Here is a 24,946-nt window from a genome sequence, read left to right on the forward strand (position 1 = left end):
TTGGCCGTTATGGCAGTAGAGAGCTACCCTCCTATGGCTGGTATCGTTCAGAATCAACCATGCAACTTGCCCGATTTTTCCGGGACTAACCCAAGACTAATCACTATGGAGCGTAGGAAAAATGGAATCTGCCACTGAGCAACAAGGCCGCATTCTGCTGGTGGACGATGAATCCGCCATCCTGCGTACGTTTCGTTATTGCCTCGAAGACGAAGGCTATACGGTAGCCACCGCCAATAGCGCGGCCCAGGCCGATGCTTTGCTGCAACGTCAGGTCTTCGATCTGTGCTTCCTTGATTTGCGCCTGGGCGAGGACAACGGTCTCGACGTCCTCGCGCAAATGCGCATTCAGGCGCCGTGGATGCGCGTAGTGATTGTCACTGCTCATTCAGCAGTCGACACCGCGGTTGACGCCATCCAGGCCGGTGCCGCCGATTATCTGGTCAAGCCGTGCAGCCCTGATCAACTGCGCCTGGCCACCGCCAAGCAGCTGGAAGTGCGCCAGCTCTCCGCGCGCCTTGAAGCGCTGGAAGGCGAGATCCGCAAACCGAAAGACGGTCTCGATTCCCACAGCCCGGCGATGAAAGTCGTGCTGGAAACCGCACGGCAGGTCGCAAGCACCGACGCCAACATTCTTATCCTTGGCGAGTCCGGTACGGGTAAAGGTGAACTGGCCCGTGCGATCCACGGCTGGAGCAAGCGCGAGAAGAAATCCTGCGTCACTATCAACTGCCCGTCGCTGACTGCCGAGCTGATGGAAAGCGAGCTGTTCGGCCATAGCCGTGGCGCGTTCACCGGCGCCAGCGAGAGTACTTTGGGTCGGGTCAACCAGGCGGACGGCGGTACGCTGTTTCTCGACGAGATCGGCGACTTTCCGCTGACGTTGCAACCCAAATTGCTGCGCTTCATCCAGGACAAGGAATACGAGCGGGTCGGCGATCCGGTCACTCGCCGTGCCGATGTGCGCATCCTCGCCGCCACCAACCTCAACCTCGAAGACATGGTCCGCGACGGACGCTTCCGCGAAGACCTGCTCTATCGCCTCAACGTCATTACCCTGCATCTGCCGCCATTGCGCGAGCGCGCCGAAGACATCCTGACCCTCGCCGATCGCTTCCTTGCACGTTTCGTCAAAGAGTACGCACGCCCAGCGCGCGGCTTCAGCGATGAGGCGCGCGAAGCACTGCTCGGTTATCGCTGGCCGGGCAATATCCGCGAACTGCGCAACGTGGTCGAGCGGGCCAGCATCATCTGCCCACAGGAACGCGTGGAAATCAGCCACCTGGGCATGGCCGAACAACCGGCCAACAATGCGCCACGGGTCGGCGCGGCACTGAGCTTGGACGAGCTGGAGAAAGCGCACATCGGCGCGGTGCTGGCCACCGCCGGCACTTTGGACCAAGCGGCGAAAACCCTCGGCATCGACGCCTCGACCCTGTATCGCAAACGCAAGCAGTACAACCTGTGAGCACTGCGCGATGAAACTGGCGATCAAGCTGCGCACGCGCCTGTTCCTGAGCATTTCTGCGTTGATCACCGTGGCCTTGCTCGGGCTCTTGCTCGGGCTGGTCAGCGTGATGCAGATGGCCGGGTCACAGGAAGCGCTGGTGCGCAGCAACTTCGTCACCCTGGATCTGGGCCTCAAGCTGCGCCAGACCCTGGGTGATCAATTGATCATCATGCTCGCCGAAAAACCCGATCCCGTTGCGTTCGAAGCGTCCAGGCAGCACTACTTCGAGTTGCTCGACCAAGGCATCGCCCAGCAGCCGGAGGGCGATGACCAGCCTTACGGTTTCCGCCAGGCCAAGGCCGACTACCTGAACTTCCTCGCCTCATTCGACGTGACCGCCGAAGCGGCGAAGAACGCGAGCACCAGCGCGGATTTCCGCGAGCGTTTCAATATTCTCCGTAACGGTTTGATCGCTGAGCACAAGCACGCGCTGGACAGTATCAATGAGGTGCAACACGCCGCTCGCGAACGTGCCTTGTTGATTGCCGGGCTGCTTGGTCTGGTCGGGCTGGCGGTGCTGATCATCGGTTTCGTCACCGCCCAAGGCATCGCCCGACGTTTCGGCGCGCCGATCGAAGCGCTGGCCAAGGCTGCCGACAACATCGGCCAGGGCAACTATGACGTGACCCTGCCGATTTCCACGGCCATGGAAGTCAACCTGCTGTCGCGACGCTTCGGCCTGATGGCCGAGGCGTTGCGCGAACACCAGGCGATGAATGTCGACGAACTGTTGGCCGGTCAGCAGCGCTTGCAAGCGGTGCTCGACAGTATCGACGACGGTTTGTTGATGATTGACCGCCAGGGTCAGCTCGAACACCTCAACCCGGTGGCTCAGCGCCAGTTGGGCTGGGAAGACGATCGACTGGGCCAAGGCTTGGGCACCGCACTTGGGCGCCCGGAGCTGGATGCGCAACTGCAATTGGTCCTGCGCGGCGGCACGCTGGAGCGTGCGCCGGAAGATCTGAGTATCGAAGTCGATGGCGAATCGCGCCTGCTGACCTACAGCCTGACGCCGGTCAGTCATACCCAGGGGCATATTCTCGGCGCGGTGATGGTGCTGCACGACGTCACCGAGCAACGCGCGTTCGAGCGCGTGCGCAGTGAGTTTGTCTTGCGCGCTTCCCATGAACTGCGCACGCCGGTCACAGGCATGCACATGGCCTTCGGGCTGTTTCGCGAGCGGGCGAAATTCCCGGCTGAATCGCGCGAAGCCGACCTGCTGGATACGGTCAACGAAGAAATGCAGCGCCTGATGCAATTGATCAACGACTTGCTGAATTTCTCGCGCTACCAGAACGGCCTACAGAAACTCACTCTGGCGCCATGTTCCATTGATGACCTGCTGGAGCAGGCGCAGCTGCGCTTTGCCGACGTGGCTGCGGCCAAAGGTGTTGCGCTGAACGTCGAGATTCAAGGGCCGCTGCCGAGGTTGCAGGCTGATCAGGCGCAACTCGATCGAGTCCTCGACAATCTGATCGACAACGCCTTGCGCCACACCGCCCGCGACGGGCAGATCCGTCTGCAGGCACGCCGCCATGGCGAGCGGGTCATCATCAGCGTCGAAGACAATGGCGAAGGCATCGCCTACGGCCAGCAGGGGCGGATTTTCGAGCCGTTCGTGCAGGTCGGGCGCAAAAAGGGCGGTGCCGGCCTTGGCCTGGCGCTGTGCAAGGAAATCGTCCAGCTGCACGGCGGGCGCATGGGCGTTTATTCGCGGCCGGGGCAGGGCACCCAGTTCTACATGGCGCTGGCCGTTTAGGCTTCGTCGTCCATACGCCGCGCGGCGAGGCGCCTGCCGCGGGTGATCAGTTCGATGAACTGCACGGCGCTCAGTGCGTGGGCGAACAGCCAGCCCTGACCGAACTTGACCCCCTCACTGCTGAGCAGTGCGGCTTGGGATTCCAGCTCGATGCCTTCGGCAATCACTTTCAGGTCCAGCGCCTGCGCCATATGAATGATGTGCGGAGCGACGCCGCTGCTCGCCGCGTCATGGCCGAGCGCATCGATAAACGCCTTGTCGATTTTCAAACAGTCCACCGGCAAGGTCTGCAGATAGGCGAGGCTGCAATAGCCGGTGCCGAAATCATCGATCAGCACCTGATGGCCAACGTCGCGCAAGGCTTGCAGGTTCTCCCGCGCCACCACCACATCAATCAGGCCGCGCTCAGTGACTTCGAAGGCTATCTGCCGCGCGGCGACACGGTGCAGCGCGAGCAGCCGCGCCATGACCTGGCCGATGCGCGGCACCATGACATCGCAGGCTGCGAGGTTCACCGAGATATACAGCTGCGGATTGGCGCGCAGTAACTGGCCCAGTTGTTCGAGCAGACGCTGCAAGACGAAGTCGGTCATCTGCCGGATCTGCCCGGTGTTCTCCGCCATGGGAATGAACAGGTCGGGGCTGGTCAGCGTGCCGTCCGGGCGCCGCCAGCGCAGCAGCGCTTCGGCGCCGACGCAGTTGCGGCTGTCGAGATCGAAGATCGGCTGATACAGCACCTGCAACTCACCCCGGCGGATCGCCCCGTGCAGCTCGGCATCCAGCGACTGGCGCTGACGCACCAGTAGCAAGGTCAGAAAGCCGACAACGGCGCCGGCGATCAGGCACACCGGCAACAGCCACCACCACACCGCCGGGACGTGCATGCCCGTGCGCGGCGTAATCAGCACCAATTGATATTCCGGGTTGTCGGTGGGCATGCGATAGATCAGCCGCGTTTGCGTGACTTGCAGCGCATCACGGCTCTTCGGTGGCCAGGGTTCGGTCGGTGGCCAGGTCTGTGCTGTGCCGAGCACCGGAATCGCGCGAGTGCCGTGATCGAGCACCACCAGCAGGCTGCTGCCTGGCGACAGATCGACCATGTCGGTCAAATGTCCGCGCGAGGTAGCGACACGAAAGTTACCGCGACCGAGCATCAGCGCCGCGCGGTTTTCATCGGGTTCGGTGGTGGTGTTCAGCCAATAGCTGTAGGTAGGGCCCTGAATGTCCGGCGCCCGCACCAACGACAGACCTTCCTGGCGCGGGCGGTTGGAGCAGAACCGCGAGGCGTCCATGTAGGCGGCTTCATAGACAAAGCGATAGTTGAAGGTGACTTGCTGCAACGTCGCGATCATTTCTTCGTCGCAGCCGCGCAAGGGCTGGGCTTCAAGGTCGTCGAGACTTTCGCGCAACTGGCCGAACAATTGTTCGAGGCGCGCGAGGAAACGTTCGCCCTGGGCGTTCATTTCCTGGCTCTCGCGCATTTCCATCTGGCGCATCGCCACGAACATACCGCCGGCGATCAACAGGCTGGCGCTGAGGACAGCCGCGATCATCGCCAAAAAAACAGGGCGATAAAACCAGCTACGCAGCGTCTCTCGGGTCGCAGCCATCAGGGATTTTCCGAAGAATTACCATGAGTTATAGCTGCTGATTGCGATTTCGCCCTGACCGTCGGGCGGGCGTCATTATTTTGTCTGGTTGAGAACCAGAAGAAGTGCTGCGGTTTGTGCATCCGGCGTGCCGTCAAAGCGGGCAGGGCGGTAATGCATCTGGAACGCGGCGAGGACGTGGCGCGTGGCGACGTCCAGCTCGCCGGTCTGCGGTGTGTCGTAACCCAGGCGCGCGAGTTGCGCCTGGAACCAGCCGATCTCCGGCAACGGGTTGCTGTTGAAAACCGCCTGCTGACGCGCCACTGCTTGCTCGTTCGGCCACAGGCCAAGGCCTTCGGCGGCGAGACGTTTCCAGGGGAACAGTGGCCCCGGATCAAGCTTGCGCAACGGCGCGATGTCGCTGTGACCGATGATGTGCCGCGGGCTGATGCCGTTGCGTTTGCTGATGTCCTTGAGCAGGGCGATCAACGACTGGATCTGCGCTTCGCTGTACGGATACCACAGGCGCCCGGTCGGGGTGTCCTTGTAGCCGGGATTGACGATTTCGATGCCGATGGAACTGGAGTTGAGCCAGGTACGGCCCTGCCACTGACTTTCGCCGGCGTGCCAAGCGCGCTGGTTTTCGTCCATCAGCTTGTACACGGTGGCGCTCTTGTCATCGCCGATCAGGTAATGGCTACTGACGTCGCCATGGGTCAGCAATTGCAGCGAACGCTCCAGCGACGCGGAGGTGTAATGCACCACAACGAACTGGATGCGGCTGTCGTAATTGGCCGAAGGGTGGCTGGTGTCATAGCGCGGACCGCTGGCGCAACCAGCGAGGACGAGCAGCGAGGCAACAAGGGCAAGGAATTTCATGGCAGAGGACGATACGCTGAAAACGATAATGCAACAGTGTAACGTACGGATTTGCTTAGAGTCCGCCAGCGGGCGGATTTAAACAAAATGGAACAATTGCCTTAGCCGAGCTCGACTCGGTTGCGCCCGGCGTTTTTTGCTCGGTACAGCGCCTGATCGGCTCTTTTCAGCACCAGATCGCTGTGTTCTCCCACCCGGAATGACGCGAGTCCCATGGAAATGGTGATAGTCACTCGCTCGCCCTTGAAATGAAATGGGCAGGCTTCGATCGCCGCGCGCAGGGTTTCCAGCAGTTTCGCGCCCACCGCTGGTGGCGTCGCGGGCAGCAACAGCACGAACTCTTCACCGCCGAAACGGGCGATGAAATCCGTGCCGCGCAGGCGTTTGCGCAACACCGTGGCGATGATCTTCAGCACTTTGTCGCCGGCCAGATGGCCGTAGCTGTCGTTGATCCTCTTGAAGTGATCGAGGTCGAGCATGGCCAGGCTCAAGGTGTTGCCGTGCTGCTGCCATTGCTGGATTTCATGCTCGAGGCGTTCACTCCACGCTGCGCGGTTGGGCAGACCGGTGAGCGGATCGATCAGGGCTTTCTGCCGCTGTTCCTCGAGGTGTTCGCGGAAACCCAGGGCTTCCTGTTCCATATGCGCCACCCGCTCCGACAGGCTCTTCAACCTGGCGGCGACTTCCTGCTCGCGGGCGTCGCGCTGCTTCTGGTGCTGATCCATCGTTCCCAGCAGGCCTTCCAGATGATTCTCCAGCACATGCTTGAGGTCATCGAGGTCCGCCGCTTGCTGGACGCTGCTCTGCAAGCCGTCGACCTGCTCGCGAATCTGCGTGTCCATGGCCCGCGCCGCCGAGCTATTGTCGGCATGCCCTTCGCTGGCCGCTTGCAGGTTGCTCTGAAACGCTTCGAGGCGTTCGTTGAGCTGTTGCAGATACGCTTCGAATTCATGCTGACCGCTGTCGGTAATCGCCAGCATCAAGGTTGCGAGATCGTCGAGGATCGGCAGCAGTTCGTACCAGTTCAACCCGTGTTTGAGTCGTTCGCGCATGGCTTCGGCTTGCGGCCGGTGACGCTCGGGCAGGGTCAGGTCGTCGAGGAGACCGATCAGCGTGTCTTCGATATGTCTGGCCACGGAGCTGTAGGACGGCTCCGGAGAATCCGGCAGCGCGAAGAGGATGTCGTGCTCCGACTGCTCCGGGTCGATGGCGGCCAAGGCCTGAGCGATAGGCTCCGGCAGGGGCAGGCTGTCGAGAGTCAGCGGGAAGGGATCGCCAGGGTGGCTCAGTTCGTCGGGGTTGAGTGCCTCGGTGGCAAGCGCTGGCGCAACGGGGCTTGGTGCGGCGGGAGCGGCTGGCTCAACCGGCGTGGGCTCCGCTTTGACTGTGACAGCAGGTGTAGCGAGCGCTGCGGTTTCGGGTTCGGGTGCTTCCAGCACAGGCGCCTCGACGGCGGCGGGAGTAACAATCGCCGGCTCAGCGTCTGCGACCGGTGCCATTTGCGCAGGCTCCGGTTCAGGTTGCGCGGTGGCAACCGGCTGCGGCGCTGAAGTTACTGATGCCTCTGCCGTTGGAGCAGTGTCTTGCTCACTGTCACGACTACCGAACAAACGTTGCAACAACCCCGGCCGGCCCGGCTCGGCCGGCGTCTCCAACTGACTCAAGGCCTTGCCCTGCAAGCCACTGAGTTCGCTCAACAGCAGCGGCATTTCCCGTGCCTGACCGACGCGACTGTCCAGTTGTTTGGCGAATTTCTTCAGCGGTTGCGCGACTTCGCGTGGCAATGGCAAGGCCTGCAACTGGGTGACCAGCGCGGTCAGCGCGGTGCTGACCTGATCGATGCGGGTCTCGCGGCGCTGCTCGGAGTCGAGCACGGCTTTTTCCAGACGCGGCAGCAGGGCGGCGAGGCCGGCGTCCATGTCATCGGTGCGCACCACTTCGCGCATTTCCTTCATGCACTGATCGACGACCTTGTCGGTGCCCTCGGCCGCCAGCGTGCTGCGCACCAGACCGCGCCGCAGCAGGTCGAGTCGCGCGGCCCAGCGGCGTTCGAGCTTGTCCTGCTGTTCGATGCTCTTGAGGTACTTCTCTTTCCAGCGCTGGGCGTCGTCGCTCATTCACAGGTTCCGCGAGGGGCAGGGCTCAACGCGGGCAATGCGTCGGCCGTGAGCGAACCCGGCAGACGAATTTCCACCGCGACCGGCAGGTGATCGGAAATGGGCTGGGCCAGCACCTCGACCTTTTCCAGGGTCAGGGTCGGGCTGAGCAGAATATGATCAAGGCAACGCTGTGGGCGCCAGCTGGGGAAGGTCGCTTCCACCTGCGGGGCCAGCAGGCCGAGATCGCGTAATGGCGAGTGTTCGAGCAGGTCGCTGGCATGGGTATTCATGTCGCCCATCAGCACCTGATGCTTGTAGCCGCTGATCAAGTCACGAATGTAGGCCAGTTGCAGGCTGCGCGTCCGTGCGCCGAGGGCCAGGTGCATCATCACCACCACCAGTGCCTCCGGACCTTCGCCGAAGCGCAGCAGGATCGCGCCGCGACCTTTCGGGCCGGGCAGCGGGTGATCCTCGATCGCCCACGGCTTCAGGCGACTGAGCACGCCATTGCTGTGCTGGGCCAGTCGACCGAGGTTGCGATTGAGTTGTTGATACCAGTAGGGAAAGGCGCCGAGGTGGGCCAGATGTTCGACCTGATTGACGTAGCCCGAACGCAGGCTGCCGCCATCGGCTTCCTGCAGCGCGACCAGATCGAAGTCGCCGAGCAGGTCACCGATCTTCTGCAGATTGCCGGAACGCCCGGTGTGCGGCAGCAGATGCTGCCAGCTGCGGGTCAGGTAATGCCGATAGCGCTCGGTGCTGATGCCGACCTGGATGTTGAAACTGAGCAAGCGCAGACGCTGGTCTGCGGGCAGGCCCGTAGACGCCAGGTGATGTTCGTTGACCTGCGGATCATGCAGGCCAACGATGCGTTCGGACTTCCAGCGGCGCATGGCGAATGCCGCGCTTAGTTGGCAGCCGCCTTGTTAGCCGCTCGCTCTTTGGCGACCAGATCATCAGCCAGTTTCAGCGCTTGCTCGGCACCACCGGCAGAGCCGATGTCGAAGCGGTATTTACCATTGACGATCATGGTTGGCACGCCAGTGATTTCATACTTCTTGGCCAGTTCACGGGCCTTGACGATCTGACCCTTGATGGCGAACGAGTCGAAGGTGGCGAGGAACTTGTCCTTGTCCACGCCTTGAGTGGCGAGGAAGTCGGCCATGTCGTTCTTGTCGGTGAGCTTCTTGTGTTCTTTCTGAATGGCGTTGAATACCGCAGCGTGAACCTTGTGCTCGACACCCATGGCTTCCAGAGTCAGGAACATCTGCCCGTGAGCGTCCCATGGGCCGCCGAACATGGCGGGGATGCGTACGAAATTGACGTCGGACGGCAGTTTTTCAACCCATGGATTGATCACGGGTTCAAAGGCGTAGCAATGCGGGCAGCCGTACCAGAACAGCTCGACCACTTCGATCTTGCCAGGCACTGCAACCGGGACCGGGTTGGCCAGTTCGACATACGGGGCGGCAGGGGCTTCAGCGGCCTGGGCGGTGACGCCGAACAGGCTGGCAGCGACGAGGGCGGCGCTGATGATCAGATTACGCATGCTTTACTCCTGAACAATTTGGGTCGCCTCGCTCGACCTGTTTCGACACAGATCCTGGCGGGCATGAGTGCTGTAGTGTAACGGCAGCGGCCACAAAAAAGGGCGGCCAAAGCCACCCTTTTTATACTTGCTGCGAAGGATTAATCGAGCGTTAACGTGGCCGGCGCTGCGCGCCTCGTTCAGCCCTCGATTCAGGGCCTCAGTGCAGGCCCTGGATGTAGCTGGAAACCGCAGCGATGTCTTCGTCGCTCAGCTTGCGTGCGATGGTGCGCATGGTCATCGCGTCGCCGTCGTTGGCGCGACCGCCTTCTTCCTTGCGGAAATCGGTCAGTTGCTTGGCGATGTATTGCGCATGCTGGCCACCCAGATGGGGGAAGCCTGCTGCAGCATTGCCGGCGCCGTTCGGCGAATGGCAGCCGGTGCAGGCTGGCAGACCTTTTTCCAGATTGCCGCCACGGAACAGCGCTTCACCGCGAGCGACGATCTTCGGATCGGCGGCGCCGACGCTGCCTTTCTGACTGGCGAAGTACGCGGCGATGTCGGCCAGATCCTGGTCATTCAGGTTGGTCAGCAGCCCGGTCATTTCCAGCACCACGCGCTTGCCCGATTTGATGTCGTGCAATTGCTTGTCGAGGTAGCGTTCACCTTGACCGGCCAGTTTCGGAAAGTTTGGCGCCATGCTGTTGCCGTCCGGGCCATGGCAGGCTCCGCACACGGCAGCTTTGGCCTGGCCTGCTGCGGCATCGCCGGCAGCATGGGCGACACCTGAAATTCCCACGGTCAACAGCAGACTCACGATCAATTTGTTCATCAGCTAATCCAACTACGGCTAAGGGTTAAGTTATGGACCGGGCTTACTCTCGCTCATCCAAAGGATGATGGCCTGGTAATCCTCGGCACTGCAGTCCATGCACAAACCACGCGGCGGCATCGCCTTGAAACCCTGGGTCACGTGTTGCACCAGCGTCCCCATACCTTTCGCCAACCTCGGCGTCCAAGCTTCCTGATCGCCTCTTGCGGGCGCCATGGGTAGTTGGCCGGAATGACAGGCACCACAAACACGGTTGTACACAGCTTCCGGATCCTGTGTAGCCTGTGCGCTGTAAAGCGGCATCAAGACTCCGGCAGCCACCAGCCATTTCGTCATAAAACGACCTTTTCAGGGTTGAGAGCGTTCTGCGTTCTAATGCGCAATCAAAGTCTGTCGCTCTCGTGAACTTCATCCTTCGCTGGGACAAAGCACACACAAAATCTGCGGCATTATATACTGGCGTCACTGAAACGGAAGCGACACCGCGTTCCGCGCCCAATCCCGGCGCCGCCCACATCGGAAATCCCATGCAACTCAAGAATCCCATCCTCGGCCTGTGCCAACAGTCCACGTTCATGCTCAGTGCCGCCAAAGTCGATCAATGCCCAGACGACGAAGGCTTCGAAGTGGCGTTTGCCGGTCGTTCCAACGCTGGCAAATCCAGCGCGCTGAACACCCTGACCCACGCCAGCCTGGCGCGCACCTCGAAAACTCCGGGTCGCACACAGCTGTTGAACTTCTTCAAGCTAGACGAAGATCGCCGTCTGGTCGACCTGCCGGGCTACGGTTATGCAAAAGTACCGATCCCGCTCAAGCAACACTGGCAGCGCCACCTCGAGGCTTACCTCGGTGGTCGGGAGAGTCTGAAAGGTCTGATCCTGATGATGGACATCCGCCATCCGATGACCGACTTCGACCTGCTGATGCTCGACTGGGCCGTCGCCGCCGGCATGCCGATGCACATCCTGCTGACCAAGGCCGACAAGCTCACCTACGGCGCAGCCAAGAACACCCTGCTGAAAGTACAGTCGGAAATCCGCAAAGGCTGGGGCGACTCGATCACCATCCAGTTGTTCTCCGCACCAAAACGCATGGGCCTGGAAGAGGCCTACACTGTACTGGCCAACTGGATGGAACTGGCAGACAAAGGCGCCGAGGCGGCAGCCGAGTAAGACAATTTCAAAACTGACTGTGGTGCTGTCAGGCAAGGCGAAAGCACCGCTAAAAAGCGGAGTTTAGGGTACCTAAATGAGCATTTTTAGCGGTGCTTTTAACGCAGCATGACGGCATCACAGCCAGTTTTGGGGCAAAAAAAGCCCCGGACTTCATTGGGGAGGGAGAAGTTCCGGGGTTCAAGTTCCGAACCGCTAGGGCGGGGTTCAGATATCTGCCAACACTTAACACAACATAGGAGCATCGAAGGGCTTCACCAGCCATTCAGTACCTCTGAGTGTTCCGCCGGCAGATTAGTTCAGATTTTTTTCAAAAAGCTTTGGAATAGCCTAAAGCGTTTTTCGATCTAAGCCGGATTTCGGCCGTTGCCGCGACGGCAGGTCGCGGCGACGGTTGCGCAACAATGACTCAGTGCGCCTCATCCCAGTTGTTGCCCACGCCAACTTCCACCAGCAGCGGCACATCCAGTTTCGCCGCTTCGCTCATGTGCGTACGAATCTCGGCGCTGACCTGCTCGACCAGATCCTCGCGAACCTCCAGCACCAGTTCGTCGTGCACTTGCAGGATGACCCGGGCGTCCAGACCCGACGTCGCCAGCCAGTTATCCACAGCCACCATGGCTTTCTTGATGATATCCGCTGCCGTGCCCTGCATCGGCGCGTTGATCGCTGTGCGTTCTGCTGCAGCGCGTTCCTGCGGCTTGTTCGAGTTGATCTCCGGCAAGTACAGGCGACGGCCGAAGAAAGTTTCGACGTAACCCTGATCCGCCGCTTGCGCGCGGGTACGCTCCATGTATTCGCGCACGCCTGGATAACGGGCGAAGTAGGTATCGATGTAAGCCTTGGCGGTCTTGGTGTCGACGCCGATGTCCTTGCCGAGCTTCTGCGCGCCCATGCCGTAGATCAGACCGAAGTTGATCGCCTTGGCGCTGCGACGCTGGTCGGAGGTCACTTGATCAAGCTCGACCTTGAATACTTCGGCAGCGGTTGCAGTGTGCACGTCGAGGTTGTTGCGAAAGGCGTTCATCAGGCCTTCATCGCGGGACAGGTGGGCCATGATCCGCAGTTCGATCTGCGAATAGTCCGCCGCCAGCAGTTTGTAGCCTTTGGGTGCGACGAACGCCTGACGAATGCGTCGGCCTTCGGCGGTGCGCACCGGAATGTTCTGCAGGTTCGGATCACTGGAGGACAGGCGCCCGGTTGAAGCCACGGCCTGATGATACGAGGTGTGGATGCGCCCGGTGCGCGGGTTGATCTGCTCCGGCAGGCGATCGGTGTAGGTGCTTTTCAGCTTGCTCATCGAGCGGTGCTCCATTAGCACCTTCGGCAAGCGGTGATCGTCTTCGGCGAGTTTCGCCAGCACTTCTTCAGCGGTGGACGGCTGGCCCTTGGCGGTTTTCTTCAGCACCGGCAGGCCGAGCTTTTCATAAAGAATCACGCCCAGCTGCTTCGGCGAGCCGAGGTTGAATTCTTCCCCGGCGATTTCGAAGGCTTCACGCTCCAGCGCGACCATTTTGTTGCCCAGCTCAATGCTCTGAATGCCCAGCAACTCGGCATCGACGAACGCACCCTGGCGTTCGATGCGCGCCAGCACTGGCACCAGCGGGATCTCAATGTCGGTCAGCACGCTGGCCAAGCTCGGAATCGCGCTGAGCTTGTCGAACAGGGTCTGGTGCAGGCGCAGGGTGATGTCGGCGTCTTCGGCGGCGTAGGGCCCGGCCTGTTCCAAGGCGATCTGGTCGAAGGTCAGCTGCTTGGCACCTTTGCCGGCGATGTCTTGGAAACTGACTGTGGTGTGGTCGAGGTACTTCTGCGCGAGGCTGTCCATGTCGTGACGGGTCGCGGTGGAGTTGAGCACGTAGGACTCGAGCATCGTGTCGAAGGCAATGCCGCGCACGCTGATGCCTTCACTCTGATCGCCGCCAATGGCGCAGTTGGCCAGAATGTTCATGTCGAACTTGGCGTGCTGGCCGACCTTGAGTTTGTTCGGGTCTTCCAGAATCGGCTTGAGTGCGCGCAGCACGGTGTCGCGATCCAGCTGCTCCGGCACGCCGATGTAGGAATGGGTCAGCGGGATGTACGCAGCTTCGTTGGCCTGCACCGCAAACGACAGACCGACCAGTTGCGCCTGCTGCGCGTCGATGCCGGTGGTTTCGGTGTCGAAGGCGATCAGTTTGGCGTTGCGCAGTTTTTCCAGCCAGACGTCGAAGCGCGCCTGGTCTAGGATGGTTTCGTATGCGGCCTCGACAGGAGCAACAGGTGCCTCGGCTTGCGGGGCGCTGAACAGATCGCCCGCCGGCGCAGGTTCGGCCGCCGCGCTCAGTTCCAGACGCTTGGCATCGCGATCCAGATCATTGAGCCAGCTCTTGAATTCCAGCAGGGTGTACAGCTCGTAAAGTTTGGCCGGATCCTCCTGGCCCATCTGCAGATCATCGAGGCCGATATCCAGTGGCACGTCGACCTTGATGGTCGCCAGTTGATAGGACAGGAAAGCCATCTCCCGGTGCTCTTCGAGCTTGGCCGGCAAGGTTTTTGCGCCACGGATCGGCAGGGTCGGCACGATATCGAGGTTGGCGTACAGCTCGGTCAGACCGCCGTTGACGCCGACCAGCAGGCCGGACGCCGTCTTCGGGCCGATGCCCGGCACGCCCGGAATGTTGTCGGACGAATCGCCCATCAGCGCCAGATAATCGATGATCTGCTCCGGTGCGACGCCAAATTTCTCCTTAACGCCCTCCACATCCATCGAGCTACCGGACATGGTGTTGACCAAGGTAATGTGGCCATCGACCAGTTGCGCCATGTCCTTGTCACCGGTGGAGATGATCACCGGGCGATCGGCGGCCGCGCTGCTGCGGGCGAGGGTGCCGATCACATCGTCGGCCTCGACGCCGTCCACGCACAGGAGCGGGAAGCCGAGGGCGATCACGCTCTGGTGCAGCGGCTCGATCTGCACGCGCATGTCATCGGGCATGCTCGGCCGGTTGGCCTTGTATTCGGCGTACATCTCATCGCGAAATGTCCCGCCCTTGGCGTCGAACACTACGGCGAAGGGGCTGTCCGGGTACTGCTTGCGCAGACTCTTGAGCATGTTCAGCACGCCTTTGACCGCACCGGTCGGCAGGCCTTTGGACGTGGTCAGTGGTGGCAGTGCATGAAAGGCGCGGTACAGGTAAGACGAACCGTCCACCAGGACGAGGGGGGCTTGGCTCATGAGCAGGATCAACCTTTTCGGCGGGTCCGGGGCTAGAATAGCGGGACCGTTGACGACAAAGGGACAAGGTTATCATGCGTACGTTAAATCGCTTGCTGCTGGTCGGGTTGATCGCTGTCTCACCACTGGCCGCGATGGCGGCGGATGATGCGCCGGGCGGCGACCCCGAGGTCACCATTCGCACGGAGGGGGACAAAACCATTCAGGAGTACAGCCGGAATGGCTTCGTCTATGCGATCAAGGTCACGCCCAAGAAGGGCAAACCGTATTTCCTGGTGCGCGCCGATGGTTCGGACGCCAATTACATCAGATCCGACCAGCCGGATATGCTGATTCCGTCGTGGGAAATCTTTACCTGGAAGTAAGCTTCCCGATTTTTAATCGGCGTCGCCTGACTGCGGCGCCAAAACTGAGCAGTTTTCAATGTCTGTGTTCACTCCCCTGGCTCGGCCCGAGCTGGAAACCTTTCTCGCCCCTTATGGGCTCGGCCGTCTGCTTGATTTCCAGGGGATCGCCGCAGGCAGCGAAAACACCAATTTCTTCATCAGCCTGGAGCAGGGCGAGTTTGTCCTGACCCTGGTCGAGCGCGGCCCGGTGCAGGAGATGCCGTTCTTCATCGACCTGCTCGATGTGCTGCACGAAGCCGAACTGCCGGTGCCTTACGCCCTGCGCACCACCGACGGCTTGGCCCTGCGTGAGCTCAAAGGCAAACCGGCGCTGCTGCAACCGCGCCTGTCCGGCAAGCACATCAAGGTCGCCAACGCCCAGCACTGCGCCCAGGTCGGCGAGTTGCAGGCGCATCTGCACTTGGCGACCCAGGGCGAGCGCATGATCAAGCGCAAGACCGATCGTGGTCTGGACTGGATGCTGGAGGAGGGCACTGAATTTCTCTCGCACCTGAGCGATGAGCCGCGTGCCTTGCTGCAAAAGGCGCTGGATGAGATCACTGAGCGCAAAGACAAGATCCTTGCACTGCCTCGGGCGAACATTCACGCCGACCTGTTCCGCGACAATGCGATGTTCGAAGGCACTCACCTGACCGGGCTGATCGACTTCTACAACGCCTGCTCGGGGCCGATGCTGTACGACGTGGCGATCGCGTTGAATGACTGGTGTTCGGACGAGGAGGGCGTGATCGATGGCCCGCGTGCGCGTGCGTTTCTCGGTGCCTATGCGGCGCTGCGCCCGTTCACCGCGGCGGAAGCCGAATTGTGGCCAACGATGCTGCGTGTGGCCTGTGTGCGGTTCTGGCTGTCACGCTTGATCGCCGCCGAGCAGTTCGCCGGGCAGGATGTGTTGATTCACGATCCGCAAGAGTTCGAGCAGCGCCTGGCGCAGCGGCAGAAGGTCAATACACCATTGCCCTTCGCCCTCTGAGTAGATTCGCCAAGCAAACATGAACCTGTGGGAGCGAGCCTGCTCGCGAAGGCGGCGGCCCGTTCAGCATTTTTGCTGACTGACCCACCGCTTTCGCGAGCAGGCTCGCTCCCACAGGGTTTGTGTTGTTACAACGATTCTAGGCATCCGGCCAGATCATTGCCGAGTTTTTCCAGGACCTGCTCATATCCCTGAGCGGTCGCCGGCGTATAACCACCCAGCGCATCCAGCTCGGCCAGTTTCACTGGCAAACCGGCCACCAGTGTTTCTGCCAGGCGCGGACGCAACGGTGGCTCGCTGAACACACAGGTCTTGCCCGTTTCCTGCAAGCGCTTGCGCATCGCCGCGACATGCTGGGCGCCGGGCTGGACTTCGGCGGCCACCGCGAACACGCCCGCGTGCTTCAGGCCGTAAGCGTCTTCGAAATAATCAAATGCTTCATGAAAGACGAAGTACGGCTTGCCTTCGACATTGGCCAGGCGCTTCTTCAAACGCTGATCGAGCGCATCCAGACGTTCATCAAAGGCTTTGGCATTGCTCTGATAACGCTGGGCATTGGCCGGGTCGGCGGCGCTGAGGTCGGCGGCCATTTTGTCGGCGATCACCCGCGCATTGACCGGTGACAGCCACAAATGTGCATCCAGCGAGCCGGGGCGATGATCGTGATCATGCTCGTCGGCTTCTTCGGAATGGGAATGGTTGTCCGCGCCAAAATGCCTCAGCTTCAGGCCTGGCAGATCCTGCACCGCGACGCTCGGCAGGCTGCGACCGCCGAGTACGCGCGGCAGGAAACCTTCCATGTCCGGGCCGATCCAGTAGAGCAGATCGACCGACTGCACCTTCCGTACGTCGGACGGGCGCAGGGCGTAATTGTGCGGCGAGGCACCCGGTGGCAGCAGCACCTCGGGAATCGCCACGCCGTCCTGCACGGCAGCGGCAATCAACTGCAACGGTTTGATGCTGGTGAGCACTTTGACCTCGGCCTGAGCCGTACCGATCAGCAGAAAACTGGCAACAAAAGCCACAAAAACAGAAAAAAGTCGGGACACGATGACCACTCAAGGAAGCGAGAACGGGTAACATAATAACGTCTCCAGCAAATCTCGTCGCCGCTCATGCCTATTACGCCGATTGCCAGCCGTCCCCACGACCACTCCCATTGCGTGCACAGCGCTTTGTCCGAGGCCGATACCTTGTGCGCGCAAAAGGGCTTGCGTCTGACTGCCCTGCGCCGCCGCGTGCTGGAACTGGTCTGGCAAAGCCACAAGCCGCTGGGTGCCTACGATATCCTCGCTGTGCTCAGCGAACAGGACGGCCGCCGCGCCGCGCCGCCAACGGTGTACCGCGCGCTGGATTTCCTGCTGGAAAACGGCTTGGTTCATCGCATTTCGTCGCTCAACGCCTTCGTTGGCTGTGTACACCCGGAACACGCGCATCAGGGCCAGTTCCTGATCTGTCGCGAGTGCCACGCCGCTATCGAACTTGAGCAAAAAGTGATCAGCGACGCGATCATCAGCAGCGCCAAAGACGTCGGTTTCATCGTCGAAGCGCAGACCGTCGAAGTGGTTGGCCTGTGCGCCGGTTGCCAGGGGGCCTGATGAGCAATGCGCTGATCCGTCTGGAACAGGTCGCCGTCACGTTTGCCGGGCAGACCGTGCTGGACAACATCGAGCTGAGCGTCGAGCCAGGGCAGATCGTCACCCTGATCGGCCCCAACGGCGCCGGCAAGACCACGCTGGTACGCGCCGTGCTCGGGCTGTTGAAGCCAAACAGCGGCAGCGTCTGGCGCAAACCGAAGCTGCGCGTCGGCTACATGCCGCAGAAGCTGCATGTCGACCCGACCCTGCCGCTGTCAGTGCTGCGCTTCCTGCGCCTGGTGCCTGGCGTCGATCGTTCGCGTGCCCTGGCCGCGTTGAAGGAAGTCGGCGCTGAACACGTAATCGACAGCCCGGTGCAGAGCGTTTCCGGCGGCGAAATGCAGCGCGTGCTGCTGGCTCGGGCGCTGCTGCGCGAGCCGGAGTTGCTGGTACTCGACGAGCCGGTGCAGGGCGTCGACGTCGCCGGGCAGGCCGAGCTGTACAGCCTGATTACCAGGCTGCGCGACCGCCACGGTTGCGGCGTGCTGATGGTGTCGCACGATTTGCATCTGGTGATGAGCACCACCGATCAGGTGGTCTGCCTCAACCGCCACGTCTGCTGCTCCGGGCATCCCGAGCAGGTCAGCGGCGATCCGGCATTCGTCGAGCTGTTCGGCAAGAATGCGCCGAGTCTGGCGATCTATCACCACCATCACGACCACGCCCACGACCTGCACGGTTCGGTGGTCAAAGGCCCGCTCGGCGGGCAACCTCATGTTCATGGAGACGGCTGCAAGCATGGCTGATTTTCTGTTGTATGCCCTGCTTGCAGGTCTGGCCCTGGCGCTGGTGGCAGGGCCGCTCGGTTCGTTTGTGGTGTGGCGGCGCATGGCCTATTTCGGCGACACCCTGTCTCACGCCGCGTTGCTTGGCGTGGCACTGGGGTTTTTGCTGGACGTCAGCCCGACCGTGGCGGTGACGGTCGGTTGCCTGCTGCTGGCGGTGCTCTTGGTGACGCTGCAACAGCGTCAGCCACTGGCATCCGACACGCTGTTGGGAATTCTTGCACCGAGCACGCTCTCTCTCGGCCTGGTGGTACTAAGCTTCATGCATGAAGTGCGGATCGACCTGATGGCCTATCTGTTTGGCGACTTGCTGGCGATCAGTCCGAGCGACCTGGCGTGGATTCTCGGTGGCACCGCGGCGGTGCTGGTGTTGCTGGTGACGCTGTGGCGGCCGCTGCTGGCGGTCACCGTGCACGAAGAACTGGCGCGGGTCGAAGGCCTTCCGGTTGCGGGTTTGCGCTTGGCGCTGATGCTGTTGATCGCGGTAGTGATCGCCGTGGCGATGAAAATCGTCGGGGTGCTGCTGATCACTTCGCTGCTGATCATCCCGGCGGCTGCGGCACAGCGTCACGCCCGTTCGCCGGAGCAGATGGCGCTGGGCGCGAGCCTGCTGGGCATGCTCGCGGTGTGCGGCGGGCTGGCGTTGTCGTGGTTCAAGGACACCCCGGCGGGGCCGTCGATCGTGGTGACGGCAGCCGCGCTGTTTCTGTTGAGTTTTGTTCTGCCCCGTCGTGGGGTGTAGACTTGGCCGCTTTTTGCGCAATTAGAGAGTCGCAGGAATGAAGCCGTTCGCCTCCCGTTATCTGCTCCTTGTCGCATTTTCAGTGCTGCTGGGCGCCTGCCAAAGCACGCCGCCGGTGGCTGAAGTCCCGGATGCGCGGGCTACGGCCATCGCACAGCTGGAGCAAAGCCTGGCCAGCAGCGAACTGGCCACCGCCGAAGACCAGTTGGCCGCGTTACAGGCCGACACCCCCAACGATCAATCCCTTGAGCAGTACCAGCGGCAGCTGGCCGAGGCGTATTTGCGCCGCAGCCAGATCGTCCTGCAGAAGGGTGATGTCAACGCTGCAGCCACTGCATTGAGCCGTGCTCGCGCCCTGATGCCCAAAGCGCCCGCGCTGACCGGCGGCGTCAACGGCGCGATCACCGAAGCGCGCAAGGCCGAGTTGGAAAAGGCTGAGGCCGCGCTGCTGGCTGCCGAAGCCAGGCCGAAAGCCAAGGTCATCGACCCGACCGCCGAGAGCACGACGGTTGCGTTGAACATCGGCGATATTCACAAGCTGCAACGACAACTCGACGCCATCGCCGCCGATGTGGTGAATTATGAGTGCGCTGTCAGTATCCAGGCCCCGCGCACCGCAGATTATCCGTGGCTGGCGACGTTGTTGAGCAAGCGAGTAAAGAAGCTTGATCCTGATTTTGATTTGCTGATCGAAAAGCAGATCTTGCGCACAGTGCCGGCGCAGATGGTTTTAAGCCCGCGCAAGCCATAAAACGCATCGCGAGCAGGCTCGCTCCCACAGGTGCAACAGCGTACCTGTGGGAGCGAGCCTGCTCGCGAAAACGTCCTCTCAGCCAATAAAGATCTTAAGCCGGAATCGCCTTGGCTTTAGGCTCGCGCGCCCACACCCGATGCTCGCCAATCGCGGCGAAGAACGGTTTGGTCAACGCACCCACATCCGCGCCCTGCAACAGCCCCGAATCCGCGTCGAGCTTCAGCAAGTCCTGCAACTGCTTGGCCTCGCCGTGCAGCGCGATCGCCTTCAGGTGCTTGTAGGCCTCCAGCAGATAATGCAGCGCCACGCCGTCACCGCTCAACGCAGTAATCGAAGCTGCACCACCCGGTACGAACACGGCGTCGAAAGCGATTGAAGGCATGCCTTCCATCGACGCATCCACCGGCAACGCCTTGCCGTCAGCTGTCTTGACTGGCGCCGAGGTCGGGCCAAGCAGTTTCGCATGGGCGCCTTCGGCTTCCAGCGCTTTCTTCATCGCATCGATGGCTGCAGCGTCAACACCATTGGCAGCAAGGATCGCCACCTTGCGCGTCTTGATATTGCCTGGCAGCAGGTTGGCCTGGCTCAGCGCTGGCGATTGCTCCAGCGAGGTCTTGCGCACTTCGATCGTGCCTTTGGCTGGCGCCGGCAAACCAAGGTTTTCCGCCACGCGTTTGGCCAGGGTCAGGTCGATATTGGCAAGGATCTCGTTCACTTCACGGGCACGAATGAACTCACGCTCGACCTTGCCCAGCTCGAAGCTGTAGGCAGCGATGATGTGTTCTTTCTCATGGTCGCTCATGCTGTTGAAGAACAAGCGGGCCTGGGAGAAGTGATCGCTGAACGACTCGCTGCGCTGACGGATTTTCGCTGCGTCGATGCGCTCCGGGTAGCTCTCGAAACCACCGTCCTGTGCTGCTGGCGGTGTTTCTTTTGGCCAGCCGCCATCGATCGAGTTCGGCTCGTAGGAGGCGCGCCCCTTGTCGATGGTGGTGCGGTGCTGCGCGTCGCGCTGGCCGTTGTGGAACGGCGCGACCGGGCGGTTGATTGGCAGCTCATGGAAGTTCGGCCCGCCGAGTCGGCTGATCTGCGTGTCGGTGTAGGAAAACAGCCGACCTTGCAGCAGCGGGTCGTTGGAGAAGTCGATACCCGGCACGATGTGGCCCGGGCAGAAAGCAACCTGCTCGGTTTCCGCGAAGAAATTGTCCGGGTTGCGATTCAGGGTCATTTTGCCCAGTGGCGTAATCGGCACGATTTCTTCGGGGATGATCTTGGTCGGGTCGAGGATGTCGAAATCAAAGTCGTGCTCGTTCTCTTCTTCGACGATCTGCACGCCCAGTTCCCATTCCGGGTAGTCGCCCATCTCGATCGCTTCCCACAGGTCGCGACGGTGGTAATCGGTGTCTTTACCGGCGAGCTTCTGCGCCTCGTCCCACACCAGCGAGCAGGTGCCGGCGGTTGGGCGCCAGTGGAATTTGACGAAGCGCGATTTGCCCTCGGCGTTGATCAGGCGGAAGGTATGTACGCCGAAGCCCTGCATGCTGCGCAGGCTTTTCGGGATCGCCCGGTCGGACATCGCCCAGATCACCATGTGCGCCGATTCCGGCACCAGCGAGACGAAGTCCCAGAATGTGTCGTGAGCCGAGCCGCCGGTAGGGATTTCGTTGTGCGGCTCGGGTTTCACCGCGTGGACGAAGTCCGGGAACTTGATCGCGTCCTGAATGAAGAACACCGGCATGTTGTTGCCGACCAGGTCGAAGTTGCCTTCATCAGTAAAGAATTTCACCGCAAAGCCGCGCACGTCACGCACGGTATCGCCGGAACCCCTTGGCCCCTGCACCGTGGAAAAGCGCACGAACACTGGGGTTTTCTTGCCCGGATCCTGTAGGAAACCGGCCTTGGTCAGCGCTGCATGGTTCTCGTAGGTCTGAAAGAAACCGTGCGCGCCAGTGCCGCGAGCATGGACGATGCGCTCCGGAATGCGCTCATGGTCAAAGTGCGTGATTTTTTCACGCATGATGAAGTCTTCCAGCAGCGACGGCCCGCGCGGCCCGGCTTTGAGGGTGTTCTGGTTGTCGGCGATCTTTACGCCCTGATTGGTGCGCAGTGCCTGACCGGTGGCGTCCGAACGGAATTCTTCCAGGCTGTCGAGCTTGGCGTTGGTGTTGGCGCGATCCGGGGTGTCGGTTCCGGCCATCTCGCTTTTATCGGGTGCAGGCTTTTTGATGCTCATCAGACGTAAACTCCTCGTTTGGCCCCGGATGCCTTCCGCAGACCCTTGAGTGATTCCCGGGCACGGCACCCAGGGTTTCAAGTCGCTTAAGTAGTGACTGATGAGCGTTTCAGCCGTTCCGTTTATCTGACCTTTGATCGCGTTATTGCCAAATTGAAGGTTAATTGCGAAATAAATGCTAAGAACCTCTATACGGACAGGCTAAAATGCGCGCCCGGCTAACCGCTGATCCTTTTCCAACGCGCCCCACAAGGTTCGCTACGTGATCGAGTTTCAAAACGTCCACAAGACTTACCGCGTTGCCGGTAAGGATATTCCCGCGCTGCACCCGACCAGTCTCGCCATCGAGAACGGTCAGGTGTTCGGCCTGATTGGCCATTCCGGTGCGGGCAAAAGTACCCTGCTGCGTCTGATCAATCGCCTGGAAGATTCCAGTGGCGGCAAAATCATCGTCGACGGCGAAGAAGTCACTGCACTGGACGCCAACGGCCTGCGCCGTTTCCGCCAGCAGGTCGGGATGATCTTCCAGCACTTCAATCTGCTCGCCTCCAAGACTGTCGCCGACAACGTCGCTTTGCCGCTGACCCTGGCCGGTGAGTTGTCGAGCAGCGAAATCAACCAACGCGTGGCCGAGTTGCTGGCGCGGGTCGGTCTGTCCGACCACGCGAAAAAGTACCCGGCGCAATTGTCCGGCGGTCAGAAGCAACGCGTCGGCATCGCCCGTGCGCTGGCGACCAAGCCGAAGATTCTGCTCTGCGACGAGGCCACCAGCGCCCTCGACCCGCAGACCACGGCATCGGTCCTGCAACTGCTGGCCGAAATCAACCGCGAACTGAAACTGACCATCGTCCTGATCACCCACGAGATGGACGTGATCCGGCGCGTCTGCGATCAGGTCGCGGTGATGGACGCCGGTGTGATCGTCGAGCAGGGGCCGGTGGCCGATGTGTTCCTGCATCCGCAGCACCCGACCACCAAGCGTTTCGTCCAGGAAAGCGAGCAGATCGACGAGAGCGAGCAGCGTGACGATTTCGCCCACGTGCCCGGGCGCATCGTGCGTCTGACCTTCCAGGGCGAAGCGACCTATGCGCCGTTGCTCGGTACCGTCGCCCGGGAAACCGGCGTCGACTACAGCATCCTCGCCGGTCGCATTGACCGCATCAAAGACATTCCGTACGGGCAACTGACCCTCGCTGTCACCGGTGGCGACATGGAGGCGGCGTTTGCCCGCTTCACCGCCGCTGACGTTCACATGGAGGTGTTGCGCTAATGGCTGACCTGATGAGTTTCTTCGCCAATATCGACTGGTACGAAATCTGGCTGGCGACTGGCGACACCATGCTGATGCTCGGCGGTTCGCTGCTGTTCACCGTGCTGCTCGGCCTGCCGCTGGGCGTGCTGCTGTTTCTCTGCAGCCCGCGTCAATTGCTGGAAAACCGTGGCCTCTACGCCGTGCTGTCGCTGGTGGTGAACATCTTGCGTTCGCTACCATTCATCATTCTGCTGATCGTGATGATCCCGTTCACCGTGCTGATCACCGGCACCTCGCTGGGCGTGGCCGGGGCGATCCCGCCGCTGGTGGTGGGCGCTACGCCGTTCTTCGCGCGTCTGGTGGAAACCGCGCTGCGCGAAGTCGATCGCGGCATCATCGAAGCGACCCAGTCGATGGGCGCGACCACGCGGCAGATCATCATGAACGCCTTGCTGCCGGAAGCCCGTCCGGGCATCTTCGCAGCGATTACGGTGACAGCGATTACACTGGTGTCCTACACGGCGATGGCCGGTGTGGTCGGCGCCGGTGGTCTGGGCGACCTGGCGATCCGTTTCGGCTACCAGCGTTTCCAGACTGACGTGATGATCGTCACCGTGGTGCTGCTGTTGATTCTGGTGCAAGTGCTGCAAATGGTTGGCGACCGTCTGGTCGTGCATTTCTCGCGCAAATAACGGGTTTCGATCATCTAGAGAGGCGCTGGCCAAGATGGCGGGCGCCCTGAACAGGAGTTAGCTGAATGAAAAAACTGATCGCTGCTTTCGCTGCCGTCGCTGCGTTTTCGGCCCACGCCGAGACCCTGACCGTTGCCGCCACCCCGGTGCCGCACGCGGAAATCCTCGAGTTCGTCAAACCGGCCCTGGCCAAGGAAGGCGTGGATCTGAAGGTCAAGGTCTTCACCGACTACATTCAGCCGAACGTACAGGTCGCGGAAAAGCGTCTGGACGCCAACTTCTTCCAGCACCAGCCGTACCTCGATGAGTTCAACAAGGCCAAGGGCACCAGCCTCGTCGCCGTGACCGGCGTGCACTTGGAGCCGCTGGGCGCTTATTCGAGCAAGCTCAAGGATCTGAAAGACCTGCCAGGCGGCGCCAACGTGGTGATCCCGAACGACGCCACCAACGGCGGCCGTGCGCTGTTGCTGCTGGACAAGGCTGGCGTGATCAAGCTCAAGGATTCGAAAAACATCCTGTCGACCCTCAAAGACATCGAGCAAAACCCGAAAGACCTGAAATTCCGTGAACTGGAAGCCGCGACCATCCCGCGCGTGCTGACCCAGGTCGATCTGGCGCTGATCAACACCAACTACGCGCTGGAAGCCAAGCTCGATCCGTCCAAGGATGCGCTGGTGATCGAAGGCAACGACTCGCCGTATGTGAACATCCTCGTGTCCCGCGCGGACAACAAGGACAGCGACGCGATGAAGAAACTGGCTGCTGCGCTGCACAGCCCGGAAGTGAAGCAGTTCATTACCGAGAAGTACAAAGGCGCGGTGTTGCCGGCGTTCTGATTCAGGTTGCTGCAATGAAAAAGGGGACGCCAATCGCGTCCCCTTTTTTGTGTCTG

The 24,946-nt window shown here is 61.2% G+C and carries 22 protein-coding genes; 12 read left to right on the top strand and 10 right to left on the bottom strand.

The genetic code is table 11. From position 1 onward, the window contains the following. The first annotated feature begins 121 nt into the window (after positions 1–121). Both algB and PS14A_RS26090 read left to right on the top strand, forming a co-directional pair. Positions 122–1,468: a sigma-54-dependent response regulator transcription factor AlgB gene (algB, locus tag PS14A_RS26085; protein ID WP_024014980.1), complete on the top strand. Its 1,347-nt coding sequence runs from the start codon at positions 122–124 to the stop codon at positions 1,466–1,468. Positions 1,469–1,478: 10 nt separating this feature from the next. Further along, entirely contained in the window at positions 1,479–3,269 is a 1,791-nt protein-coding gene (locus PS14A_RS26090; protein WP_212617552.1) for an ATP-binding protein, read from the top strand. Here PS14A_RS26090 and PS14A_RS26095 read toward each other — a convergent pair. The 7 genes from PS14A_RS26095 to PS14A_RS26125 all read right to left on the bottom strand — a co-directional run bounded on the left by PS14A_RS26095 (position 3,266) and on the right by PS14A_RS26125 (position 10,532). Then, on the bottom strand, positions 3,266–4,879 hold the full coding sequence (locus PS14A_RS26095) for an EAL domain-containing protein (protein WP_212617553.1): 1,614 nt from the start codon (positions 4,877–4,879) through the stop codon (positions 3,266–3,268). The genes PS14A_RS26090 and PS14A_RS26095 overlap by 4 nt on opposite strands. Positions 4,880–4,954: 75 nt before the next feature. Continuing rightward, positions 4,955–5,737, bottom strand: coding sequence for an N-acetylmuramoyl-L-alanine amidase (locus tag PS14A_RS26100; RefSeq protein WP_130910431.1), 783 nt, complete (start codon positions 5,735–5,737; stop codon positions 4,955–4,957). A gap of 101 nt (positions 5,738–5,838) precedes the next feature. Beyond that, positions 5,839–7,854, bottom strand: a complete 2,016-nt coding sequence (locus PS14A_RS26105; protein ID WP_212617554.1) for a GGDEF domain-containing protein — start codon at positions 7,852–7,854, stop codon at positions 5,839–5,841. Beyond that, on the bottom strand, positions 7,851–8,729 hold the full coding sequence (locus tag PS14A_RS26110) for an endonuclease/exonuclease/phosphatase family protein (RefSeq protein ID WP_024014985.1): 879 nt from the start codon (positions 8,727–8,729) through the stop codon (positions 7,851–7,853). Before PS14A_RS26110 ends, PS14A_RS26105 begins: the two co-directional genes overlap by 4 nt. Positions 8,730–8,743: 14 nt before the next feature. Then, a complete protein-coding gene (locus tag PS14A_RS26115) occupies positions 8,744–9,385 on the bottom strand; it encodes a thiol:disulfide interchange protein DsbA/DsbL (protein WP_137214536.1) in 642 nt (213 codons plus the stop codon). A 199-nt stretch (positions 9,386–9,584) separates the two neighbouring features. Then, a complete protein-coding gene (locus tag PS14A_RS26120) occupies positions 9,585–10,196 on the bottom strand; it encodes a c-type cytochrome (protein ID WP_122506337.1) in 612 nt (203 codons plus the stop codon). Positions 10,197–10,226: 30 nt separating this feature from the next. Next, entirely contained in the window at positions 10,227–10,532 is a 306-nt protein-coding gene (locus PS14A_RS26125; protein WP_212617555.1) for a c-type cytochrome, read from the bottom strand. A 191-nt stretch (positions 10,533–10,723) separates the two neighbouring features. Here PS14A_RS26125 and yihA point away from each other — a divergent pair, with 191 nt between their 5' ends. Then, positions 10,724–11,368 (top strand): ribosome biogenesis GTP-binding protein YihA/YsxC, encoded by a 645-nt coding sequence (yihA, locus tag PS14A_RS26130; protein WP_110644670.1) that lies wholly within the window; start codon positions 10,724–10,726, stop codon positions 11,366–11,368. A 409-nt stretch (positions 11,369–11,777) separates the two neighbouring features. On the opposite strand, the gene polA is transcribed toward yihA, so the two are convergent. Then, positions 11,778–14,582, bottom strand: a complete 2,805-nt coding sequence (gene polA, locus PS14A_RS26135) for a DNA polymerase I (RefSeq protein ID WP_212617556.1) — start codon at positions 14,580–14,582, stop codon at positions 11,778–11,780. 74 nt (positions 14,583–14,656) lie between these two features. On the opposite strand from polA, the gene PS14A_RS26140 reads away from it, so the two are divergent. After that, positions 14,657–14,947, top strand: a complete 291-nt coding sequence (locus PS14A_RS26140) for a DUF2782 domain-containing protein (RefSeq protein WP_024014988.1) — start codon at positions 14,657–14,659, stop codon at positions 14,945–14,947. Between the two features lie 58 nt (positions 14,948–15,005). Next, positions 15,006–15,959 (top strand): homoserine kinase, encoded by a 954-nt coding sequence (locus PS14A_RS26145; protein ID WP_110644676.1) that lies wholly within the window; start codon positions 15,006–15,008, stop codon positions 15,957–15,959. A 128-nt stretch (positions 15,960–16,087) separates the two neighbouring features. Here PS14A_RS26145 and PS14A_RS26150 read toward each other — a convergent pair whose 3' ends face one another. Further along, positions 16,088–17,008 (bottom strand): zinc ABC transporter substrate-binding protein, encoded by a 921-nt coding sequence (locus tag PS14A_RS26150; protein ID WP_212617557.1) that lies wholly within the window; start codon positions 17,006–17,008, stop codon positions 16,088–16,090. A 66-nt stretch (positions 17,009–17,074) separates the two neighbouring features. On the opposite strand from PS14A_RS26150, the gene PS14A_RS26155 reads away from it, so the two are divergent. From PS14A_RS26155 to PS14A_RS26170, 4 genes are read left to right on the top strand one after another with little or no spacing between them, the layout of a single operon-like run. Continuing rightward, entirely contained in the window at positions 17,075–17,557 is a 483-nt protein-coding gene (locus PS14A_RS26155; protein WP_024014990.1) for a Fur family transcriptional regulator, read from the top strand. Beyond that, complete coding sequence (znuC, locus tag PS14A_RS26160) at positions 17,557–18,342, top strand: zinc ABC transporter ATP-binding protein ZnuC (protein WP_024014991.1); 786 nt, start codon at positions 17,557–17,559, stop codon at positions 18,340–18,342. Before PS14A_RS26155 ends, znuC begins: the two co-directional genes overlap by 1 nt. Then, complete coding sequence (gene znuB, locus PS14A_RS26165; RefSeq protein WP_016772340.1) at positions 18,335–19,123, top strand: zinc ABC transporter permease subunit ZnuB; 789 nt, start codon at positions 18,335–18,337, stop codon at positions 19,121–19,123. The genes znuC and znuB overlap by 8 nt, the downstream gene beginning before the upstream one ends. 37 nt (positions 19,124–19,160) lie before the next feature. Next, complete coding sequence (locus tag PS14A_RS26170; RefSeq protein WP_212617558.1) at positions 19,161–19,874, top strand: PA5502 family lipoprotein; 714 nt, start codon at positions 19,161–19,163, stop codon at positions 19,872–19,874. A 94-nt stretch (positions 19,875–19,968) separates the two neighbouring features. Here the strand turns inward: PS14A_RS26170 and katE are convergent, their stop codons facing one another. Further along, on the bottom strand, positions 19,969–22,110 hold the full coding sequence (katE, locus tag PS14A_RS26175) for a catalase HPII (RefSeq protein WP_212617559.1): 2,142 nt from the start codon (positions 22,108–22,110) through the stop codon (positions 19,969–19,971). 262 nt (positions 22,111–22,372) lie between these two features. On the opposite strand from katE, the gene PS14A_RS26180 reads away from it, so the two are divergent. From PS14A_RS26180 to PS14A_RS26190, 3 genes are all read left to right on the top strand, one after another. Continuing rightward, positions 22,373–23,380, top strand: coding sequence for a methionine ABC transporter ATP-binding protein (locus PS14A_RS26180; protein WP_016772338.1), 1,008 nt, complete (start codon positions 22,373–22,375; stop codon positions 23,378–23,380). Beyond that, positions 23,380–24,054 (top strand): methionine ABC transporter permease, encoded by a 675-nt coding sequence (locus tag PS14A_RS26185; protein ID WP_016772337.1) that lies wholly within the window; start codon positions 23,380–23,382, stop codon positions 24,052–24,054. Before PS14A_RS26180 ends, PS14A_RS26185 begins: the two co-directional genes overlap by 1 nt. A 65-nt stretch (positions 24,055–24,119) precedes the next feature. After that, positions 24,120–24,890, top strand: a complete 771-nt coding sequence (locus PS14A_RS26190) for a MetQ/NlpA family ABC transporter substrate-binding protein (protein WP_212617560.1) — start codon at positions 24,120–24,122, stop codon at positions 24,888–24,890. Positions 24,891–24,946 lie beyond the last annotated feature (56 nt).

Origin of the sequence: Pseudomonas sp. 14A (assembly GCF_018132745.1) — a bacterium.
GTDB classification, from domain to species: domain Bacteria; phylum Pseudomonadota; class Gammaproteobacteria; order Pseudomonadales; family Pseudomonadaceae; genus Aquipseudomonas; species Aquipseudomonas mercuritolerans.